Raw genomic sequence first — 22,707 nt, 5'->3', positions numbered from 1 at the left:
ACACTCGCCCCGCTACGGTGCTCAGCCAACCCCTCGGCAACCGGTCAGGCGATGCTCAGAACCACGCGCCCATCGACGTCAATCGTGGCGTCAGATATAGCCCAGCAGCACAAGAATGACCACGATCACCACAATCAGCCCAAGCCCGCCCGTCGGCCCGTAGCCCCAACCCCGGCTGTACGGCCACGACGGCAGCGCGCCGATCAGCAGCAAGATGAGAACGATGATGAGAATGGTGCTCAACATGATGCCTCCTGTTTCTGTGTTGGTATGCCGCCGTTCCGTCGTGGCGCAGCGGCTTACCCGGCATCTAGCACGCCCCGTTCCCGTGCTGGCTATATCTGCGGTTTTTTTAAAATCCTGGCAGTTAATTGCGAATATTAAACACTGCGGATGCCCGCGTGCGGCCGTTCTTATGTCAGGCGGAAGACTTGGGCGAAGACAACGTCTTTGCACGACCGCCACGCGTCGCAAGCCAGCACAGGATCGACCCGGCAACCACCATCAATGCGCCCTTCCAGAACGCGAACGAAAGCGGAGCGTGCAACAGCGCAGCGGCCAAGGCAGCAGAAAACACGGGGATGAAATACGACGCGGTCGCCAACACCGTGACGTTGCCATGCAGGATGCCGACGTTCCAGGCCGCGTAACCGAAGCCCATTGCTGACGCGGCCAACGCAAGGTAGACCAGCGCCGACACGCTGAAATGCATCGCCCCGCCGCCCGTGGCGAAAAACTTGATCCACAGGGCCAGCGCCGTCAGGATGAAGAACAGCGTTGCACCGTTCTTGCCCTCGGCAATCCGGCTGGTGACGGTGCAATACGCCGCCCAGATCACCGCGCCCGTGAACGCCAGTCCGTAACTGAGCGGGTTGTCCTTGACGTTCTCGGCCATGCCGGCGATGTCCAGCCCCTGCTCACCGCCCAGCACAAAGCAAATCCCGAGGATGGAAACAAGGACACCCGGCATGATCAGGGCATTCGCCCGCTGCTTGTTGAAGGCAATGGCAGACAGCATCGTGAACGTCGGCCATAGGTAATTGACCATGCCGACCTCGATCGCCTGCCGCCCGCTATTGGCATAACCGATCGACAGCGAGAGGCACAGCTCGTACGACACGAACAACAGGCTGCCCCACACCAGATAGCGCCGCGGAAACGTCTTCAAATTATTGAAGCCGACGGTGAATACCAACAGCACCGACGCGACGGTATAGATCATGGCAGCGCCACCTACGGCCCCCAGATGCTGGCTCACGCCCCGGATCAACCCGACGATCGAACTCCACAACAGCACCGCGATGAGCCCGATGAGGGTTGCCCTACTTTTGCTTTGCATAACGCCTGCCTGCACTGACATGTCCACCTAAAAACCGTTTGTTCGCGCGCGGCCCAACGCTGCAGGCGAAGGCGTGCAGTTTACCGGCCGTACCGCCCGATCACCTGAAGTGGCTTCGCTATAAGATGCAGGCCATGAAAAATCGAGGTTTGCCATGACGTCTTTTGCAATCGAAGCGCCGGTCTCGGTGGGCTGGATCGGCGCGGGGCGGCTGGCGCGGGCATTGGCCACTCGGGCGCATGGTGCGGGCGTACGCACCGTGGCGGTTGCCAACCGCTCGACCGGGCCCGCCGCGTGGCTCGCGCAAGCCACAGGCGCCAAGGCGGTCAACCCGCAAGGCGTGGCGGATAGCGCCGACTGGGTGTTCGTGACCGTGCCGGATGACGCCATCCCAGGCGTGGTCGACAACATCCGCTGGCGACCCGGCCAACTCGTCATCCACTGCAGCGGTGCCGGCGAGCGCGACTTGCTGGACGTCGCCCGCCAAGCCGGCGCGGATACCGCCAGCTTTCACCCGCTGTTTCTGTTTGCCGGTTTGCCGGACGATGCCGAACGTCTGGGCGGCGCCTCCATCGCCATTGACGCCGATGCGCCGCACGACGCGGCGCTCGCCAGCTTTGCACTGCGGCTCGGCTGCACGCCGTTGAAGGTGCGTGCCGGGCAACGTGCCCTGTATCACGCCGGTGCCAACTACGCGGCCAGCTTCCTGCTGTGCGCACTCCATGAAGCCGCCACGTTGTGGGAGGCCGCGGGCATCGACCGTGATGCCGCTGTGGCCGCCATGTGGCCGCTGGTGGACGGCACGCTGGCTGCGGCACGCGCACGCGGCCTGGCGGGCGCATTGGCGGGCCCGGTCTCGCGCGGAGACGGCGGCGTCATCGACAAACACCTGCAAGCGCTGGAAGCACGGGGCGCCGATCACGCTGCGCTGTACACCGCACTCACAAGGCGTGCACTAGCCCTGGCAGCCGAACGCGGCGCGCCTTCCGCAGACGTGCTGGCAGACCTCGCTGCGCGCCTTAATCCAACGTAATTACGGAGTCGGGATCATTGGCTTTGGATGGCGCGCATGCACCAATCCGGCGCGCGGCCTACAATCGGCAGCTTGCTTGCACGCCCGTTCTGCCATGTCCCAACGTCCACACACATCGCCATCTCCTGCTGCGCATGACGCTGCAGACCGCCCGTCGTCCGGCGCGCTGATCCTGCTGGTTGTCGGGCTGGTGCTGGTGGGCGTGAACCTGCGGCCGGCGCTGTCAAGCCTGTCGCCCGTGCTCAAACAGGTGGCGGCTGGCACGGGGCTGTCGGGCGCCACGGCGGGGTTGCTGACGACCCTGCCGGTGCTGTGTCTGGGCTTGTTTGCGCCAGCGGCCGCGGTGTTGGCTCGGCGCTTTGGCGCAGAACGCGCAGTGGGCGGCTTGCTGATTGCGCTGGCGGCGGGCATAGCCTTGCGCAGCGCGGGCGGCGTTGCACCGCTGTTCATCGGCACGCTGGCAGCGGGCGCCTGCATTGGCGTGACGGGCATTCTGTTGCCGGGCATCGTCAAGCGGGATTTCGGCCGGCAGGCTGACCTGATGACCGGCGTCTACACCATGGCGCTGTGCTTTGGTGCCGCGGTGGCAGCCGGTGCCAGCGCGCCCCTTTCGGCATGGCTGGGCGGCTGGCAGCCCGCGCTGGCATTCTGGGCGCTGCCCGCGCTGCTGGCCTTTGTCGGCTGGTGGCCGCATATGCGGCATGCGCACGGCAAGGGCGCAGCCACTCGGCTTCAGCGCGTGTCACTGTGGAACAAGCCTATCGCCTGGCAGGTGACGCTCTACATGGGGCTGCAATCGTCGCTGGCGTATTGCGTGTTCGGCTGGCTGCCCGTGATCCTGCAAGACCGCGGGCTATCTGCCGTGCAGTCGGGCATGGTGGTCGCGGTGTCGATTCTTGTGCAGCTCATTACCGCGCTGGGCGGACCATTCGTGGCGCGGCTCGGGCGAGATCAGCGCCCCGCCGTGTACCTGATGATGCTGATGTGCTGGGCTGGCCTGATCGGCTGCCTATATGCGCCGCTGTCAACGCTGTGGTGGTGGGCGGTGTTGCTGGGGCTTGGCCAGGGCGGCAACTTCAGCGTGGCGCTGTCGCTGATCGTGCTGCGCTCGGCCGATACGCGCGTGGCGGCAAGCCTGTCGGCCATGACGCAGGGCATTGGCTACACCATGGCCGCTGCGGGGCCGTATCTCATGGGGGTGCTGCACGATCTGACCGGCAGCTGGGCCGTGATGGGCTGGCTGTTCAGCGCAATTGCGCTGGCCTCGCTCGTGGCGGGCTCGCTCGCCGGGCGCAACCGCACGCTGCACGCCGGCGAGTAATTCATCTACTGCAAGGCTTCATTCAAGCCTTGTGCTTCAACGTCCAGTTGGCCAGCGCCTGCATCTGCTCGGCGATCAGGCCGGCGATGCGCTCGTCTGTGAGATCGCCATCGGCGGTGAAGCCGCCAGCAAACGCGTTGGCAAACACTTCCGGCTTGTTCAACGGATGCAGGTCCAGATACACGCACACCTGACGCAGGTGGTACTGCGCGCGCGACGTGCCCATGCCGCCGCCCGCGCCCAGGATCGCGACCGGCTTGCCTGCCAGCAACGCGTTGTTGGGCTCGCGCGAGGCCCAGTCGAGAATGTTCTTCAGCGCCGGCGCCAGCGAGTAGTTGTATTCAGGGCAGGCCAGCACCAGCGCATCGGCGCGCCCGATCTGTTCGAGCACGCGCACCACCGAAGCGGGCTTGTCCGTAATGTCGGCGTTGTAGAACGGAATATCCGTCAGGTCGGCCACGTCCATTTCAACGCCGGCGGGCACGCGCGTGGACGCTGCGCGCAGCAGACCCTGGTTGGTGGACTTGCGGCGCAGGCTACCGGCAATGCCGAGAAAATTCAGCGACATGAAGAACGACTCCGTCAATGTTGGGACTGGCGAGAATAACGGACATTCGCCGCATCAAAAAGGGCCCTGAGCGTTATGCCTTCCCGGCGCGAAAGCACCCGGCTTCATGATCATCGACCATGCCGGTGGCCTGCATGAAGGCATAACAGATGGTCGGGCCGACGAACTTGAAACCGCGCTTGACCAGCGCCTTGCTCATCGCCTTGGACGCATCAGTCGCTGCGGGTGCATCGCGGTAGCTGTCCCAGCGGTTGACGATGGTCTTGCCATCGACAAACGCCCACAGGAATGCGTCGAGCGAACCCATTTCTTCCTGAAGCTCCAGCACCTTGCGCGCGTTGATGACGGCGCCTTCCACCTTGGCGCGATTGCGCACGATGCCGGGATCAGCGAGCAGCTTTTCGATGCGTGCCGGCGTGAAGCGCGCCACGCGTGCGGCATCAAACCCCTCGAACACTTCCTGGTAGCGCGCCCGCTTGCGCAGAATGGTCTGCCACGACAAACCGGCCTGCGCGCCCTCCAGGATCAGCATCTCGTAGAGGTGACGATCATCGTGCGAGGGCACGCCCCACTCGGTGTCGTGGTACGCGATCATCAGCGGGTCTTCGCCCGCCCAGCAGCAGCGCGCCATCTCGTGTCTCCTAGATCCAGCCCGATTTGCGCAACTTGCGATACAGCCACACGCAAGCGGTGGCCGTGCACGCCAGCACGATGGGGTACCCAGCCGGATGCTCCAGCTCCGGCATGCCCTTGAAGTTCATGCCGTAGTTGCTGAACACCACGGTTGGAATTGCCAGAATAGCGCCCCACCCGGCCAGGCGCTTCACGATGTCGTTCTGCGTGACCGACACCAGCGCCACGTTCACGGAGATGGCCGTGGTCAGCATTTCCCGAATCACGTCGAGTGCGCCCACCGCGCGGTGCGCATGGTCGGCAATATCGCGAAAATACGCGCGCAGCTCTTTGGGCACCACGTCGTCATGCAGGCGCACGAGTTGGCCGGCAATGTCTTCAACGGGCAACGCGGCATTGCGCAGCCGCAGAAGCTGGCGCTTGAGCGTATAGAGCCGCTCGATGGCAGCGCGATCGAACGTGTCGCCAAAGATCTGGCTTTCGATGTGCTCGAACTCTTCTTGCAGGCGTTCAAGCACCGGCTGATAGTTGTCGACCACAAAGTCCATCACCGCGTACAACGCAAACGGTGCGCCTTTGGCCAGCAGTTGCGGCGTGCGCTCGCAGCGCTCGCGCACCGGCGAATACGACGCCGACGGCCCATGCCGCACCGAGACGAGAAAGTCCCTGCCGACAAACAGGTGTGTCTCACCAAAGACGACGTTGCCGCCCTCCATTTGCGCGGTGTTCAGCACGATGAACAGCACGTCGCCGTACAGCTCCAGCTTGGGCCGCTGGTGCGCGTTGCGCGCGTCTTCAATGGCGAGATCGTGCAGGCCGAATTCCTCCTGCACGCGGTCGAGCATGGCGTTGTCCGGCTCATGCAAACCTAGCCACACAAACGAGCCCGGCGTGTGCAGCACGTCGCTGATGGCCTCGACGGAAAGGTCACGTTCGCGCTTGCCGTTTCGGTACAGCGCGCTGTTGATCACCATGGACATGGTTGTCTCCGGAACGCATTCGGCACGCATTAGCGGTCTGCGGGCCGATCTGCGGTCTTGATATCGGATGCGGTGGAGGCCGCGGTGGCCAGCGCCGGCACTTCGGCCAGGCGCGTTTCGATTTGCGCCAGCGCTTCGGACAGCGCGTGGACGAGGTCGTCCGGCAGCCCGTCGAGCGTGGCATTGATGAAGGCGATGCGGCGCGGCATGCATTCGAGCACGATGGCCAGGCCTGCGTCTGACAGCGACACGTTGGTCAGGCGGTTGTCGCGCGCATCGGTGGTGCGTTCAATCCAGCCGAGCTGCTCCAGCACTTTAAGCTGGCGGGTAAGCGCGCCAGGGTCCATCTGCAGTCGCTCGGCGAGCTGCTTCTGGGCCATGCCGCCGCCGGTGTTGTCATGCAGCGCCAGCAGGATGCGCCAGCGCGGCATTGGCTGGCCGACATGCGCCTCGAAGGCGGCCATGAACGCACGATAGGTGCGGCCGAACTGGTGCATGACGGCGAAGCGTTCGCGTTCAGAGGTCATCGATCAGGGCTGAGATTGCTGGGGAACCGCGCATCCTAACCGCTCCGGCGTGTCTCGCCTATTCCGTATGTTGCACAGGCTCGACATGGTGCAGCACCACGGGCGGCACGCGGCGCACATACCAGAGGCCGATCAGCGCCACCACCGTCGCCACGATCAGGCCGATATGGATGGCACTGACCAGCACGTGTCGCGCGGCTTCGAGCAGCGCCGTACCGTCGTGGCCGGCAGCATGCAACTGCGAGAGCAACGCGGCTTGCGAGTCATGATCGATGAGAATTTCGGGATCGGCAAGCTGGCGCAGCCACTGCATCGCGCTGTCAGCGCTTAGCGCATTGGCAACGCCCGAGGCATAGCGCTCGCTTACCAGCGTGCCGACCAGCGCCGTGCCCACCATGCCGCCCACCATGCGCAGCGATTGCAGCAGCGCCGTAGCAATGCCCAGATGCGCACGGCCGGCCGTCTGCTGTGCAAACACGGTCAGATTGGGCAGCACGAAACCGAGGCCCAGCCCAGCCAGCAGCATCAGCAACGTCAGCACCGTATGCGGCATGCCCTTGGACGACACCGACATGCCGGCCACCGCCACTGTCAGCAGCGCAAAGCCGGCATACAGCATGGCGTTGGGATTGGGAATGCGCGTGACGATGCGCCCGTTGATGATGCTGCCCAGCGTGATGCACACCACCAGCGGCGTAATCACCAGACCGGCTTCCTGCGGCGACATGCCAAACCCGCCCTGGAACAGCAACGGTGCATAGAACAGCACCGCAAACATCGAGAAGCCCGACAGCAACGCCAGCATGAACAGCGCGGCCAGCGCCGGATTGCGCAGCATGTCGAACGGCAATAGCGGCTGCTCTGCACGCTGCTCCCACCACCACAGCGCCACAAATGCCGCGGCCGACAGCACCAGCCAACCAAACAGCGGCAGCGACAGGCCATGCCGCGGCAGCCATTCCACGAACAACTGCAGCGCACCCAGCGCCACCGTGATCAGCACCGCGCCCTGCCAGTCCAGGCGGATACGCCCGGTGTGCACGTTCTGACGCAGATGCGGCAAAAAGCGCCACGCAAACCACAGCCCCAACACACCGAACGGAATGTTCACGTAGAACACCGATCGCCAGCCGAACGCCTGCGTCATCCACCCGCCAAGCGTCGGGCCGATGGCGTTGGCAATACCAAACGACGCGCTCAGCATTACCTGCCAGCGCAAACGTGCACGCGCATCCGGGAAGAGATCGGGAATGCACGCGTAGGCCGTGCCAACCAGCATGCCGCCGCCAATGCCCTGCAGCGCCCGCGACCACACCAAAAACGTCATGCTGCCCGCCATGCCGCACATGACCGACGCCAGCGTGAACACCACGATGGAGGCAATCACAAACGGCTTGCGCCCGTAGAAATCTCCCAGGCGGCCAAAGATTGGCACCGTCACCACGGACGTCAACAGATACGACGTTGCCACCCACGCATACAGCTCAAAGCCTTTCAGCTCAGCCACCACCGTGGGCAGCGCTGTGCCGACCACGGTCTGGTCGAAGGCGACCAGAACCACGACAAAGCAAATGCCGATCATCGCCAAGAGCGATTCCTTGAACGGCAAGACCTGGGTATGGGAGTGCGGGAGCGCGGTGTGGACGGCCATGACGGAGGAGTGACGATACAAATGATGCATCAACGATTGATGCGTCAATTAATAGTCTAACGGAATCGGGGCCGCCTTGCTTGCGCCGTCAGTGCAGTCGAGACCTATCACAGCCAGGAAAACGCGGTAACGCTCTCCTTGAGGAAGGGAACTTCCAAAAGCGGGAGCTTAGTGTCCGACTATCTCGGTTGAGCGAAGCCCTGCTGGCGCCAACTTCTGCGGAAGCGCGCGCTGTTTGATGAAGAGGGCGACACACGCGATCAAGCCCGCAATGGCAATGATTGAGAAGATGCCGCTGAACCCGACTTGTTGGCGAGTGAGCTCTGCCACAAGATAGGAACCCGCTATGCCACCAAACCGCCCAATTCCAAGCATCCAAGCAACGCCTGTAGCCCGACCTTGCGTCGGGTAGAAAGCGGCGGCCAGAGCGGGCATAGACGACTGCGCTGTATTCATCAGAACGCCGGCAGCAAAAACAACAACAACGAGCAGTCCGACGTTGCCAACGGCTTGACCAATGCCATACACGGTGAGGGCAGTGAGCGCGTAGCAAGTCGCAATCACCCGATTGGCGTTGAATTTGTCCATCAGAGCGCCGCACAGAACAGCACCAATGCCGCCCAGCGGGAAGAGCGCAGAAATCAACGTTGCAGCCTTTGGCGTGAGCCCGGCCTCCTTCAAGAGAATGGGCATCCAATTGATAGAGGCATAAAAGATCACCAGCCCCATAAAGTACGCCAACCAAAGCATGACGGATCCGACAACGTAGGATCGGGACAGAACCAATGCAATACCGCCTTGGCCCGATGGGGCCTGGGTCTGCTCGGTCATGAAGAACGATGACGCGTCGTGTGCGGCCACATTGATCTTCGCCAACGTACGGCGAATCTTCTCTACGGATTGGCTCTTCGCAATCATGTAGCGAACAGACTCCGGCAAATGCAAGACCAGCAGAAAGAGCAATGCAAGCGGCGCAAGACCGCCCAGCATGAGAACACTACGCCAGCCGAAATGTGGAATCATCCAGGCGGCCAAGAACCCTCCGAACGCGGCGCCCAGAGGGAAGCCGCAAAACATCAGGTTCACAATGACCGCGCGGCGTTTGTCAGGACAGAATTCGCTCATCAGGGTCACTGCGTTCGGCATTGCGGCACCAAGCCCGATACCGGTTACGAAGCGCAACGCTATCAGGCTTGTGATGTTGCTCGCATATGCAGATACGAGGCACGCGACGCCGAAGACCAGCACAGAGACGATCAACATAAGACGGCGCCCGATCCGGTCTGAAAGTGGGCCGGCGACGAGAGCACCCACTGCCAAGCCAAAGAGCGCAGCACTTAGAACCGGGGCAAGCGCTGGGCGCGAAATGCCCCACTCCGACACAAGCGATGGCGCAATGAAGCCGATGGCTGCTGTGTCAAAGCCATCCAACAGGACGATAAAAAAACACATCCCAAAGATAAGCCACTGGAACGGGCCGAACCGACTGCCATTGATGATGCTCTGTGCGTCGACGATAGATTTACTCATGGGGCTTCCTAGAGATAAGCCGCAACAATCCGTGCCGGCTTTTAACAGGCTCCAAGGCGCGCTATGGCTTGAACGGACGGTCAATGCTTCATAGGAATGGATCAGGGCATACCGCCTCTACCAGCACCATCCCTTCGCTTCACTGACAAGCGAGAAGTTCGTATTACGAACAATTGTTCTCAAAATGAACTTCATGCTAGGGTAGACACGCGTCCATCGAAACTCGGGATAACCCGCACAGGCAAGGTTCCCATTGGAATGAGTACTGCCTGGACGTGGAAATGTCCGGTGCCGTTGATTCGTCCGTTGAGGCGTTTTTCATCGCCCCACGTGCGAATTCGACGGATGTCACCCAGCGTCGGACAGCACAAGGGAAACTGTGGTCGACACGAGGGTCCAGGACGTGTTGGCACACGCTGACGACGTTACGCCTGCGTGAGACATGTCAGCGGCGTGGCGTTCGTGACCGAATGGGATACGAAGGGAATGCGAAGGGAGATGGCCGCAAGCCAACTGGCGGTCACCTCGCTGGAGTTCACGGGCTCGGTGAACACTGCGCAGTCCTGCTGCATCGCGTTCCACATGCCGGGCGTGCCGGGGACGTAGGCCGTCTATGCCCGACGCAACGCGCCGATGCCTTGCTAAGCCATTGAGGAACCCGGCGAGCCGTTGCTGCCGACATGCCCGGCGGCAGTGCTGGCAGTCTGCGTGACCAGGTAGCGACCGGGCCGATGATTCAACGCAATGCTGAGGTTGAGCGCCACCGCCCCCACCAACGAGGCCGCCAGCGCCATCGGGCTGACCACGACGAGGGACGCCAGCACGATGCACACATCCACCGCCATCTGCAGCTTGCCAGCGCGAATGCCGTACTTGTCCTGCAGATACAGCGCGACGATGTTGACGCCGCCCAGGCTGGCCTGGTGCCGAAACAGGACGATGAAGCCCACGCCCATCAACGTGCCGCCAATGACACCCGCATACAGCGGATTGAGCGACCCCATCTGTACGAAATGCGCGTGCACCTCGCTCAGCCACGACACCAGCGCCACCGCACAGAACGTCTTGAGCGTGAAGCGCCAACCCATGTGCCGCACCGCCAGGTAATAGAACGGCAGATTGATGGTGAAGAACACCACACCAAAGGGCAGCGATGTGGCGTAGTGGATCAGAAAGGCCACGCCGGCCGTCCCGCCTGACAGCAGACCGCCCTGCTTGAACAGCGTGATGCCGAGCGACACGAACAGCGTACCGGTAACGATGGCGAGCACGTCCTCAAGCAGGCTATGCCGGGTGACACCGGGAACATTGTCGGGGGCATTCATGGGGGCTCCTTACGGATACCGTGGACACGCGCCGACTATGCCGCCGGTACGTCCGTCGGTTCTTTGATCCAAGCCAACCGCGCGTGAATCAGAACCTCCCGAGATGCACGCGTTGTGTATGCGCCGCAGCCGCCCAGCGTTGTTCGTCCGGCGCAGGTGCTGATGGCGATGTGGCGCGAAGCTCGCAAAACCACGGACCCCGGGGCCGCATGGGAATCCCTCAGCCAGAACCCGGAGAAAGCGCAACGCTACAAGCGTGTGCGCGACCAGGAAACCGCCACTGGATCCCGTAGTCCGCAGCATGGAGCGGCCGGTCTCGCACGCTTTTCTACGAGTTTTCCGAATAGGCGTGCTTGGCAAGCGCGGCAATCATGGGCGAGTGCTCGTAGTCTGCCCAGGAGAATCGTTATGCTCAGAGCCATCGACGGCGGTGGTGGCGTCCCGACGCCCCCCAAGCCCATCCAACCGCCGCCGCCCCCCAGTGCACGCGATGTGTCCGATGCCGAGACGGCCCTGAAGAATGCGCTCCAGGGCAAGGCACCCGACGATACGGCGGCGCTGAAGGCTGCCATTGAGAAAATCCAGCAGACGCAGCCCGCGGTCAGCCGAGATGCGCTTGCGCGGGCCGCCATCCTGCTGCAGGCCGCACACAACAAGTCGGCACCGGCCACGACGCAACCCAAGGTCGATGCGCTTGAGCAGGCCGCCAGCCAGGTCGGCCTCACGCACGTGTTCGACAACACGACGCTGGACAGCGCCACGCATTCGCTGTCCGACAAACCGCTGGCAACCGACCAGGCCCCGCCCACGCAAGCCGTGACGCTGCAAGACGCACGGGCCGCCATTCAGGCAGGGCTCGACGGCGGCATGACCGAGGCCGAAGCCGTCAACGCAGCACGTGCCCAGCTTGGCGGCAGCGAGCAAAACGAGACGGTCCTGAGCGAAGCCGCCCTGACCATCGCAGCCGAAAAAGCCGTGGCAGACGGCAAGGTCCCGGCCGATGCCGACCCCATCCAGAATGCTGCCAAGCAGGACGTCTGGCTCGGCATTTTCTCCAAACCCACCATCGACAACGTGGTGAAGGCGCTGCACGTCGAGCTCAAGCCGGCCGCCAATCTGGACGACACCGTCAAGGCCACGCAGACCGCCTTCGAGACCTGGCAGAAGGACAAGGCCGCCAATGCCGACGCGGCCACGCTGGCGCGCGACAAGCAGGCCTACCACACCGCCCTTTCCGATGAACTGAACACCGCTGCCGGCCAGCCCGACAGCCAGTGGCGTGCTGATCCACTCCAGACCGATCGGCGCCTGCTTGCCGAGCGCCTGGTCGCGCAACGCAATAGCGCCGCAAGTGGCACACAAGGCAAGCCTGACGCGGCCAGCGTGTTGAACGACCTGCACGCCGCAGAGATCGTTGACGCGGCGCAGGCCGCACGCGCGTCGGGCGGTGCTGACGGCAACCTCAAGGCAGCGCAGGCGCTCACCCAGCAATTGCGCGGCGTGGCCAACACCGACCCGCTCTATGCGAGCGTGATGGACGATGCACGCACGCAGGACATCCAGTCTGGCGCGCTGCAGGACATCACCCACGCCAGCGGCAAGAACCCGCACGACACGCTGGTGGCCGAAGGCAATGCGCTATCGCGCTACAAGGACACGGTGCTGTACAAGGACCTCGTCAACTCGGTGCTGAACGCCGGCATCACGCACGACAACATCACCAAGGTGGGCACGCCTGGCGAACTGCGCGACATCGCAGCGCTGCTCGAAGACGTGCAGCGCGCCTCGCCCGAACTGGCGCAGTCGCTCTACACGCAAAACCTGCAGGGCAAGGTCGACAGCAAGATCAAAGCGGGCGACCCCGAGGTCTACGCCCCCTCCATGCAAACGCTGGACAAGCGCGACGACTACTACGGCCCCATCAGCCGCATCGTCAACGCGCTGGGCGGCCCGAAGAGCGACGGCGCAGCCCATGTCATGGGCAGCCTGCGGTCCTTCCTCTACAACGCGCAGGCCGACCAGGACCGCTACAAGGAAAACGGCTATACGCCGCCCAGCACACCGTTCGACACGCTGGGCCTGGCCAAGGCCAACAATGCATCGATGGCGCCGTACCAGACCATCATCGATGAAGACCCGAACGGCGCGCTGTCTAAAACGCTGCAGAAGCACACCGGCCTGAAGCCATCGCCGCCCACGGTGCCGGTCGGGCCGGACGATGCGGCCCACCTATCCAAGGCCCAGGCGGCGCTGGACAAGGCGCTGGGCGGCGGCACGGCCGATGCGGCCGGCCTGCAGAAGGCGCTCGATGCCGCGCGCAACGACAAGGCAAACGCCGACATCAGCAACCAGACATGGGCCCAGGCAGCGGTGCTGGCACGTGCCCAGGCGGTGACCGTGGCGCGGCAACAGGACAACACCGGCGACAAGACAGGGGACAAGGCCGGGCAGCCCCAGCCCCCCAGCGACCCCATCGACCAGGCCACCAAGGACGTCGACGGCGACCAGCTTTTTACCGAACAGGACCTGCAGGACGGCGTGAACGCCCTGCGCAAAGGTAACGTGGCAGCAACGCCCGATGCCAAAACGCCCGACACGCAGCGCGACGGCGCCCAGCCCGACACCACCGCCCATCTGGGCCAACTGGTGGCCAGCGGCATGACGCTGCCCGAGGCCATTGCCGCCACGCGAGCGTGGCTCGGCGGCAACGAACAAAACGAGGCGATGCTGACGCAATCAGCACTGACAGTGGCTGCGCAACAGCATCTGGAGGACTACTACCAAGACCCGACCCAGGACCCCGTCGATGCCGGGGCCCAGGACCTCGCCAAGCTGAACGTGCTGGACCCGGACGTGCTGCGCGTCACGGCCGGCATCATGAAGCAGGACATCCAGCCCGACCAGAAGGCTCTGGACAGCGCGGTCACGCAGGCCCGCACCGACTACGCGGCGTGGCAAGACGCCAAGGCCAAATCTGACAAGGCGCCCGACAACGCGGACCTCAAAGCCGCTGCCGCGCACGCCCTGCAGTCGTATCACAACGACCTCGACCAGGCGTTGAATGTAGCCGCCGGCCGCAAACCCGAAGATGGCGATTGGCAGCTCAACCCCGACAACGTCGATACCCTGTGGAAGGCGCAGAACGCCGTCACCATGGCCGGCATCGCGCCCGAGATGGAGACGGCGCGCGGCACCGGCAAGGACTCGCCCGAGTTCAAACAGTTGCTGACGAGCTTCCAGCAATGGCAGACGGGGCTTGGCGCGCAACAGGTGCTGCACATCGCAGCGCACGCTCTGCAAACCAACGGTGGCCCGGGCAAGGGCGACGCGGCGGCGGCCAAACGGCTCACGGGCCTGCTCGCCGGCATGCAGTCCGGTGACCCGCTGTTCGACCAGGTCATGGGCGATGCGAGCATCTCCGGCTTGCAGCAGCGCGCGCTGCAATCCATCCTCGACCAGGCGCCCATGATGTGCACCGCCGCCAACGACGGCAAGGATTCGCCACAGGGCCGGCTCACCGCCATGGGCACGTCGCTCGATGTCTACAAGGGCACGATCTTCTACGCGCAACTGCTGGACGACACGATCCAGGCACCGCAGACCCAGTCGCTGTTTCAGCAGAGCGGCGCCCAGGTATTCGGCAAGGACAAGGGTGATCAGGCCAACGCCGCGGCCGATCAGATGAACGGCGTCGCGCCGGACTTGGCCGCTGCGCTGTACCACAGCCAGTTCCAAGGCAAGCTGGACGTGACTGACCTGAAAGCCATGTCGCGCATCTACGCAGCCGCGGGCGGCGCACGCAACCAGGACATGACCGACCTGCGCAAGCAGATCGAGGGCCTGATGCTCAAGCCGCTCGACAACGGCGGGCTGGGCACCGAATCGGTGGATTCGCGGCTGAACACGACGTACTTTGTCGGCGGCGATGGCATGGCCGTGGTCACCGGACAGGATTTCGGGCTGAAAGATGTGAAGGACGACAACGTCCCGATGCAGCTCACGCAGGACATCCTCGGCGACAACATCGGCGACGACGTCAGCAAAGAGATCCGGCGCGAGACCGGCTTCAAAGACTCCCCCAAGCCGCCGGCGCCGGTCAGCACGGTCCCCAATGCGCCCAACGCGAGCCCACGGCTGCAGAACGACCTGCACTGGGCGCCCGACACCGCAGGCGTGAGCTCGGGCACCACCGCCGGCGTCACGGCCAGTGGCAACACCATCGGGCTGCCCTGGCAGGACGGCATGCACACCGTCACCAGCCAAGCCCAGGTGTACAACGCCGTGGGTCAGGCATACGGGCTGGACCCGACATACTCGGCACGCTCTCTGGACGAGCAGCAAGCCATGGCCGACGGCCAGTTTGCTGAATACAACGGCAACGAAGTCGTCTACGACCACAAGGGCCACAAGACCACACTGGCCCAGGTGGCCAGTCAGCTCATGCACGGCGAAGGCGTGAACACGCCCAGCGGCGCCACGCCCGTGGCACTTACCTCGCTGTCGATGCAGTGGTGGGACAACCGCGAGGGCAAGGGCGACGCCAAGCGCCTGGCCATCATGGAGGGCATCGGCACCGACGGGCGCTATATCGACGTGGGCCCGGCCGATACCACCGTGCGCAACGGCTATGGCGACTGGCAATCGCACAGCGGGCTGGATCGCGGCCTGCTGATCGCCCAGCCGCACTGGGTGGTCGATGCCAACGGCAACCTGATGACCGACGACGGTTACTGGAAGACCTACAAGCCCGACGACCACTGGTACAACTGGGAGCACCTGAAGACCGATCTGGAGATCGGCCTGACGGTGGCGGCCGGCATCGTCACCACCGTCGTGCAACCCGAGACCGCTGCGCTGTGGGCCGTGGTGCTATCGAACCTGGCCGATGCGTACTTTGCAGTGACCGCCGTGGCCGGCGCGGCACAGTCGATCAAAGCGCTTTCCACCGCCAAGGGGCGCGACGATCCGTGGAACTGGGTGGGCCTGGGTGCCAACGTGCTGGGCGGGGCAGCGGGCGTGGGCGGGCTCGTCAACCGCACGGCCGTGGCCGCAGCGCGCGTGGGCGCCTACAACGCCGACTTCATGGAGGCGATCAACGCGGTGCGTATCACGCGCGGTGCCAGCGCGGAAGATGCGGCGCGCATCAGCCTGCTCAATGACAATCGCTGGGCGTTGCGCCCGTTCCAGAACAACCTCACCAACGCCGTGCTCAGCCACGCGCTGTATGGGTCGCCCGCGGCAACCGCCAACGCGGCGCAACGGCTGAATGCCGTGTTCGGGGTCACGCGCAACCCGGGCGTCGTCGCCGACCTCACGCGGGGCACGCTGCGCTTGCAGCGGCTGAATGAGGCCATCCCGCTGCTCAACCGGGCGGACGTGCTCGCCAGGCTGCCCGCACGCCTGCGCCGGCTGGCGGGGCTGCAGTTCCTGGGCGGCGGCGCCCTCGCCTATCGACTGATGGGCACCGGCGCGCTCAACACCAACCTCGCGGCCATGCTGCACCAGGGGCAGTCCCTGGCGACATCCAACGGCCAGGCCACGGGCGAAGACTGGGTGCAGTTCTTCACCTCGGCCGGGCTCATGGGGGCCGGCATGGGTGTGGCGCGCCAGCATGGCGCATCGCAACGGCAGGCCTACGAGGCGGCGGCAGCCAACCTGGCTGCTTCTGGCATGCGCATGCCGGGCGTGGCGCCCGACCCGGGCAGCACGCCGGTACAGCGCGTGGTGCCCGAACTGGGGCCGCGTGGTGCCGAATCGGCACTCGAGTCGCAGCAGGCGCTGCTTGCCAGGGTGCAGGCAGACGGTGCAGATGGCGCGTTGCGTAACGACGCGGTGTACCGCATGTACGCCCGCACGGGCGGCGTCACGGGCCCGGAAGACACCATGCCGGGCGAGTTCTATTTCCCTCGCCTGATCGCACTGGCAGAACAGCGCCCCGAAGGGGCCTACACCGTGTCGCAAGCCGACGGCGCCTTCGTTGACAGCACAATGCCGACGGAAGGCCGTGCGCGCACCACGTTCTATCACTTCCTGCGCGAGGACGGCCGGGTCGACCCGGACGCCGTCACCGAGCGCGTCTATGTCAACGCAAAGACGTCGCATGTGCTCGACGTGCTGGACTTCCTGGTGCGCGGCGTGGTGGACCAGCCCGGCCGCTTCCCCGGCATCTACGCGGCCAAGGCGGCCGGCCCCGACGCCGCCGGCCCGCGCGCCGACAACATCGTCGTGTATGCCACCGACCGTGCGGCTGTGGACCGCGTGGTGGAGGCGTTGCGGCATTACCAGCAGCAGCATCCGGAGTACTTCCACGACACCGTGCCGTCGATGACCGAGGCGCAGCTGCGCGGCGTGTCCACCGCGGCGGAACCGACCCCCGCGATGGTCGACCGGCTGCTCAGCGCCATCGACAGGTTTGCCGCCGGCAACACGCAATTTGGCGCCACCGACATCGGCCGCACGCCCAGCCCGGAACAGAGCTTTGGCAGCATCCGCGCCTACGCGATCTCCTTGGCCCAGCACGACACCGTGCTGGCGCAGCAGGCCGCCGCGCAATACGGCGTACCGTTCGATTACGGCGCCGCACTGCAGAAAGCCACCAGCCGGCGCTTTGCCGAGATCGGCATCGACCCCGCCAACCCGGCGCGCAACCTCGGCGGCCCCGTGGCACGCCCGGCCGGCTCGCCCGACTACAGCGGCGCCGGCACGCAATACCGCCCACACGACGGCACATACGAGACCACGCCGGCCGACCGCGTGACGATGTCGTTTGGCGGCGCACCGCTGCCGCCCAGCGCCCGCGCACTGATTGGTGCCTCCGACACGCTCACGCGCCAGTTGCGCCTGCTGCAAGACGCCGGCTGGACGGTGCGCCTCGGACACCCCAACCAGGGCTCTGCCGTGGATGCCGAGCGCAAGACCATCACGCTCGACGCCAATGCGCACGACGCCGGGGCGCTGGTCTACACGCTGGGCCATGAGGCCGACCACGCTGTGAAGGCCGAACTCGATCTGCAGGGCCTGCAACGCCACAGCGAGGGCAGCTTCGTGCAGTCCTTGCTCGCCGGCGAGGCCAGCGCGCAAGGCAACGCGTTCAACGTCCGCGATGAGGTGCTGGCCGCAACCGGTGTGGACATCGGCGCCCGCGCGCAGATGCCGCAGCCCCTGGAGCAGGCCTACGCGCAGTGGGATGCGAACAACCCAGAGGCCTACCTGCGCCTGGCGCAGACCATGGGCAGCATGCGCACGTCCGTCGCGCCAGACCAGACCTACGTGCAGTACTACGCCTCGCGCTGGAACGGCGGGGCGCCCGGCACACCGCACATGCCGGCGCCGGCGACGGCGTCCGGCGCCCAAAAAGCGGCGCAGGCCGCCGAATGGCTCGATGTGAAAGACTTGCGGACGTTGCGGCACGTGCCCGGCGCCGAGGTACCCAGGCTGAGCGATCTGGCCGGCAAGGCGGGCAGCAACACCGTCCTGATCGCGCTCAAGGGCACCAGCCAGCCGGACGGCACGCCCGTCATCGTGGCCACCACGCAACTGCGCGACGACGGCACCTTCGCGCCGCCCCAAGCCGTGCGTGGCAGCAACGTCCCCAAGATCGTCAAGCGCGCCGTGCGTGGTGATAACTCAGCGATGCACACCGCACGCAAGGGCGTCGACTTCTACATCAGCCCCGTGCCGTACGAGCGGTTGCAGGCGCTTGGCGGGCCATCGCGCATCAATAGCGATGACGGCTCGCATGTGCTGTCGCCTTCGGCCGACAAGATCGACGCCGAGGTTGTCACGCACATCGAGCAGCTCGGCGGAGCCAAGCGCTACAAGAGCGTGCAAGAGGCGACCAGCGCCGCGAAGGACAGCGACATCATCTACGTCATCGACAAGAAAGGCGGTGCCCCGAAGGGCCACGCCAAGCGCGGCACCGACGGCACATGGACATACCACGTGGATGCGCCCATGGACGGGGCTACCGTGCCCGAACGCAGCCTCGAAGCTGCCTTTGCCAAGCAGCAGACGCACGGCGCACGCACACTGCGCAGCGCGCCGCGCGGCGTGCGCTTCGTGGTGAGCTCGGTGCAGCCCGAGACGGTCAAGGAACTGGGCGGCTTCCTGGAACCACGCACGCTCTGGAAGCGGGCCGAATACGGCATGCCGGCCTTCAAGCCGGGCGAAGTTGCACAGGCCACCACCACACTGAACCGGCAGGCCAACGGCGGCTTCCTGCGCGGGCGCGCTGCGCAGCTTCTGCAATGGCGGCAGCGCACGCTGGAGGAGCCCGTCACCACCGGCACGCCGCTGGAAGCCACGGCTTACGCCTACGCCGACACGCGCATGCTGCCCGAGTCCGACGCCCATGCGCTCGACTACAGCGGGGCGAACATCGTCCATCTGCGCAACCTGGCGAAACAAGGCAAGCTCGAAGCCGGCACGCATTACATCTACGTCTACGAGACGGCCGACCACGCTGGCAAGCTGGGGGGCCATACGCCCATCGGCCGCCTGGAGCCCGATGGCAATACCCTCATGTGGTATGACGCGCGGAACAAGGCAGCCACGCAGCACAACGGCACCCCGGCCAATGAATTGGCAATCGGACACGACAGCTTCGGCTCGGATACCCACTTCCTGCTCACGCGTCTGCCGCCCGATCAATTCGAGGCATGGCATCGCAGCGGCGCCGGCCTGGAGATCGGCGTGTTCCAGCCGGTGCTCTCCAGCACCACCACGACGGCGCTGCCGCCCGACGCGCCCAAGCTAGGCAACCTCACCCGCCCGCTGGACGAGGTCGAACTGCTGGCCGGCAAGGAGACCGATCCCTATGCCAGCAATGTTGAATTCAAACCCGTCAAAGACCACGCGCCCCAGGTGGTGATGGCCGATGCGCAGCTCTGGCGCAAGCTCAAGCTCAAGCTGCGCGTGGCACGCGATGTGGCCGCCAACACCGTGTCGCGCCGCGTGCCATTCGCGGGCAAACGCATCGCACAGCGGTTCTCGGCGGCGGCCACGGGAGACCGGCACATGGTCAACACGTTCCTGCGTTCGGAGTTCCCGCTCCAGGCGCGGTTGGCGCCGATGGGCCGGGCATATCGCCTACGCGACGACCCCGCCAAGGCTCTTGCGTTCATCAAGAAAACGGGCGGCGCCATGCCGGTGATCTCGCTCGTGGTCGACCCGTATTCGCTGCGTGCCGCCGTCGGCAAGCGACAGGACCCAAGCTTTGTGCAGGCCGCCAAGCAGATCGACGTGAACAACGCCACCATCGACCATGCGAATGCACAGATCAAATCCGGCAGCGGCGCCGATCAGAGGAAGCTGTTCCTGGATGACCTGCACCAGTCGCGTCTCGACAAATGGCTCGACCTGTCGGCGCAGACCGGTGTGGTCATCCGCCTCGAATTCGCGCCGTCGCGGCCGCTGATCGGCACCAACGACCACTTCACCGCGCGCACCAATGACGCGTACGACAACCACGTGCGGCTGTTCTCGATGCTTGAGAAATGGGGCAGCACCCATGCCGATGCGCCGCCACCCCACGTGATGGTCAGCTTCCACGGCTGGGATACGGTGCTCGAGCCGGTGCCGGGCGGGGGCAACGCCAAGCTCGTCGAACAGGTGCTGGAGCGCCCCACGCTGCCCTGGGTGCACATGGGCGTGTCGTACGCCACCAATGGCGCCGACGCCATCGCCAACGAGCGGCTGAACACCGCCGTGGCCGACATGGTGCTGCGCTTTGAGCAAGACGGCGCGCCCACCCAAGGCCGGCTGCATGGCGACGACGCCCTCACGCGTGTGTTCGAGCGCCCCTCCAAGAGCCAGTACGATGCCCAGAACCAGGTGCTGCTGGCCGAGATCGCGCGGTTGGGCAAGCAGAAGTACAGCCTGTCGGACAGCCAAGTCAACGCGATCATCGACCGCGTCTTCAACGGCAACACGACCGCGCTCGTCAATCGCGCCCGCGCTACCGAGATCGACTTTGCTAAACCGCTGTGGGAAGCCAAGTGGCACCTGAGTCCGACAGAAAAACGCGCCCGCCAGTTTGCCGACCAATGGACGACCGAGATGGGCGTGGCTGCGCGCCCCGCGGGCGCGAAGGCGCTGCCCGCGTCGGCAAGCAACCAGGCCGCTCCCCTGCCCACCTGGCGGGAAATGGTGGAAAACGAGAAAGCCCTGTCGGTGGACGCGTCCGGTGAGCCGCAGAGTGCCGGGCGCGTGGAAACCACGCAGACCGCGCGCAAGATGCTGGTCAAACCCGAACAGGCATCGGCGGAACTCAATGCGCTTGGCGTGGAGGGTGCCAAGCCCAAGCTTGGCACGCGTGCGCGCGAAGTGGTGACCGTGGGTGCCTCCGTGGCAGGGGGCGCAGGTGCGGTGCTGATCGGCATACCCGGCACTGGCGCCAATACCGTTTCGCTGGCCAGCAATCCCTCCATGCTGCTGCTGCGTGTCGGACGCTCGGCGCAGGTGCTGCATCAGGCGACGATGGCAACCATCGAGCGCGCAGACCCACGCGTCTTCAGCCAGGCCACGCAGACGATGGTCGACCGGCTGGTCAAGGCACTGCCAGACCACACGTCGGAGAAGACCGTACCGGCCAACCTGGCAGAGATCGAGGGCCGCCTGCGCACGTTCGTTGCCGAAGCCAACTGGAGCGTGCACAACATCTACCAGCGCCTGGGCAATCGGGAAATCACGCGCACGCAGGCCAGTGATGCCACGCAGGCCGTGTCGGCCGATCTGGTCAAACAGATTCAGGCCGTCTTCAGCGGCACCGGGCTGCAGCAGGTGCATCTGGGCCACCCGCGCACCAAGCTCGGCTATTGGGGCCGACAGATCGCCATCGGCGGTTACAGCGCGGGGCTGGCCTCGTATGCGCACGCGATGGCGACCAAGGCGTGGACACTGGCGCACGATTCGGCCATCTGGTACGTGCTGCCCACAGGCGGCACAGTGGCGTCGATCGCGTACACCACCGGCGTGCTGCTCGGGCGCGGGCGCAACATCGACATTGAGCAGCGCAGCCGCACGGTGCGCGGGTTCGATATCTCGGCAGACACGCTGGCCGCCACCGGCGGCATGCTGCTGGGCGCCGCGCAGCTGGCGGGTGGCGACTACATCAAGGGCGTACCGATGCTGCTGTCGTCGGGCGCGCTCGGCCTCTCACGCTTCAGTTCGCACTTTCCGAATGCGTCGGAGTTTGTCAGCAAGCACAAGATCGCCATCGCGCTGCTGCCGCTGTCGGCGTATGCATTCAACCTGATCAAGCCGCTGTTCATGCAGGACGACAAGAACAAGCGCCCGCCCGGCACATCGGCTGTCACGCCGTCGCCCAGTGCATCACCGAGTGCATCGGCATCGCCTTCGGTGTCACCATCGCCATCGGTCTCGCCGTCCGCGTCGCTCTCGCCGTCCACCTCGCCGTCCACCTCGCCCTCGTCGTCGGCCAGCCCGACTGCGCCGTCAACCAGCCAGCCTCCCAGCACACCGGCCACCCCGCAACCCGCGCCCACGCATTCCGAGTACGTGGTGCAGTCGGGCGATACACTCAACGGCATTGCCGACCGGTATCGCACTCCGCTGTTGCACGAGGCGCACGTCTCCGATACGCAACGCCAGGCCATGTCGGACGAGCAGCAGGTCGAGGCAGCCCTGGCGCAGTTGCTGCAGATCAACCCGCAGTTCGCACATCGCAATGTCGGGCTGATCCACCCGGACGAGCCTATCGTGATCGTGCCGTGAGCCGCGTGGCCGAGTCGGGTTCCAACCGGCCGCGGGGGCGACGCGGCCGCCCTATTCCTCTGGGTGC

The 22,707-nt window shown here is 65.1% G+C and carries 12 protein-coding genes; 3 read left to right on the top strand and 9 right to left on the bottom strand.

The window, feature by feature from the left end; all coding sequences use genetic code 11:
* Positions 1–90: 90 nt before the first annotated feature.
* Together M1D44_RS19630 and yddG are read right to left on the bottom strand one after the other, a co-directional pair.
* Complete coding sequence (locus M1D44_RS19630) at positions 91–246, bottom strand: DUF3309 family protein (protein WP_004634893.1); 156 nt, start codon at positions 244–246, stop codon at positions 91–93.
* 172 nt (positions 247–418) lie between these two features.
* On the bottom strand, positions 419–1,339 hold the full coding sequence (yddG, locus tag M1D44_RS19625) for an aromatic amino acid DMT transporter YddG (RefSeq protein ID WP_316854311.1): 921 nt from the start codon (positions 1,337–1,339) through the stop codon (positions 419–421).
* A gap of 154 nt (positions 1,340–1,493) precedes the next feature.
* Here yddG and M1D44_RS19620 point away from each other — a divergent pair, with 154 nt between their 5' ends.
* Positions 1,494–2,372 (top strand): Rossmann-like and DUF2520 domain-containing protein, encoded by an 879-nt coding sequence (locus M1D44_RS19620; protein ID WP_316854310.1) that lies wholly within the window; start codon positions 1,494–1,496, stop codon positions 2,370–2,372.
* 94 nt (positions 2,373–2,466) lie between these two features.
* Positions 2,467–3,693, top strand: a complete 1,227-nt coding sequence (locus M1D44_RS19615; RefSeq protein WP_316854309.1) for a CynX/NimT family MFS transporter — start codon at positions 2,467–2,469, stop codon at positions 3,691–3,693.
* Positions 3,694–3,715: 22 nt separating this feature from the next.
* Here the strand turns inward: M1D44_RS19615 and M1D44_RS19610 are convergent, their stop codons facing one another.
* The 7 genes from M1D44_RS19610 to M1D44_RS19580 form a co-directional block, all read right to left on the bottom strand.
* On the bottom strand, positions 3,716–4,261 hold the full coding sequence (locus M1D44_RS19610; RefSeq protein ID WP_316854308.1) for an NADPH-dependent FMN reductase: 546 nt from the start codon (positions 4,259–4,261) through the stop codon (positions 3,716–3,718).
* Between the two features lie 73 nt (positions 4,262–4,334).
* Positions 4,335–4,892 carry a DNA-3-methyladenine glycosylase I gene (locus M1D44_RS19605; protein ID WP_024979270.1) on the bottom strand — a complete coding sequence of 186 codons (558 nt, stop codon included), beginning with the start codon at positions 4,890–4,892 and terminating at the stop codon, positions 4,335–4,337.
* A gap of 10 nt (positions 4,893–4,902) precedes the next feature.
* Positions 4,903–5,874, bottom strand: a complete 972-nt coding sequence (locus M1D44_RS19600) for a magnesium and cobalt transport protein CorA (RefSeq protein WP_024979271.1) — start codon at positions 5,872–5,874, stop codon at positions 4,903–4,905.
* Positions 5,875–5,903: 29 nt separating this feature from the next.
* Positions 5,904–6,401 (bottom strand): MarR family winged helix-turn-helix transcriptional regulator, encoded by a 498-nt coding sequence (locus tag M1D44_RS19595; RefSeq protein WP_024979272.1) that lies wholly within the window; start codon positions 6,399–6,401, stop codon positions 5,904–5,906.
* A 58-nt stretch (positions 6,402–6,459) separates the two neighbouring features.
* Entirely contained in the window at positions 6,460–8,052 is a 1,593-nt protein-coding gene (locus tag M1D44_RS19590; protein WP_439004850.1) for an MFS transporter, read from the bottom strand.
* A 168-nt stretch (positions 8,053–8,220) separates the two neighbouring features.
* Complete coding sequence (locus tag M1D44_RS19585; protein ID WP_316854307.1) at positions 8,221–9,582, bottom strand: MFS transporter; 1,362 nt, start codon at positions 9,580–9,582, stop codon at positions 8,221–8,223.
* A 641-nt stretch (positions 9,583–10,223) separates the two neighbouring features.
* The gene (locus tag M1D44_RS19580; protein ID WP_316854306.1) at positions 10,224–10,907 is read right to left on the bottom strand and encodes a YitT family protein; all 684 of its coding nucleotides are present in this window, start codon (positions 10,905–10,907) and stop codon (positions 10,224–10,226) included.
* A gap of 408 nt (positions 10,908–11,315) precedes the next feature.
* Here M1D44_RS19580 and M1D44_RS19575 point away from each other — a divergent pair, with 408 nt between their 5' ends.
* Positions 11,316–22,640: an LWXIA domain-containing protein gene (locus tag M1D44_RS19575; protein WP_316854305.1), complete on the top strand. Its 11,325-nt coding sequence runs from the start codon at positions 11,316–11,318 to the stop codon at positions 22,638–22,640.
* Positions 22,641–22,707: the final 67 nt, after the last annotated feature.

It is taken from the genome of Ralstonia sp. SA306, from assembly GCF_054792405.1.
Note: the sequence above shows the minus strand (reverse complement) of the source record. Positions and strands in the feature narration are given on the sequence as shown.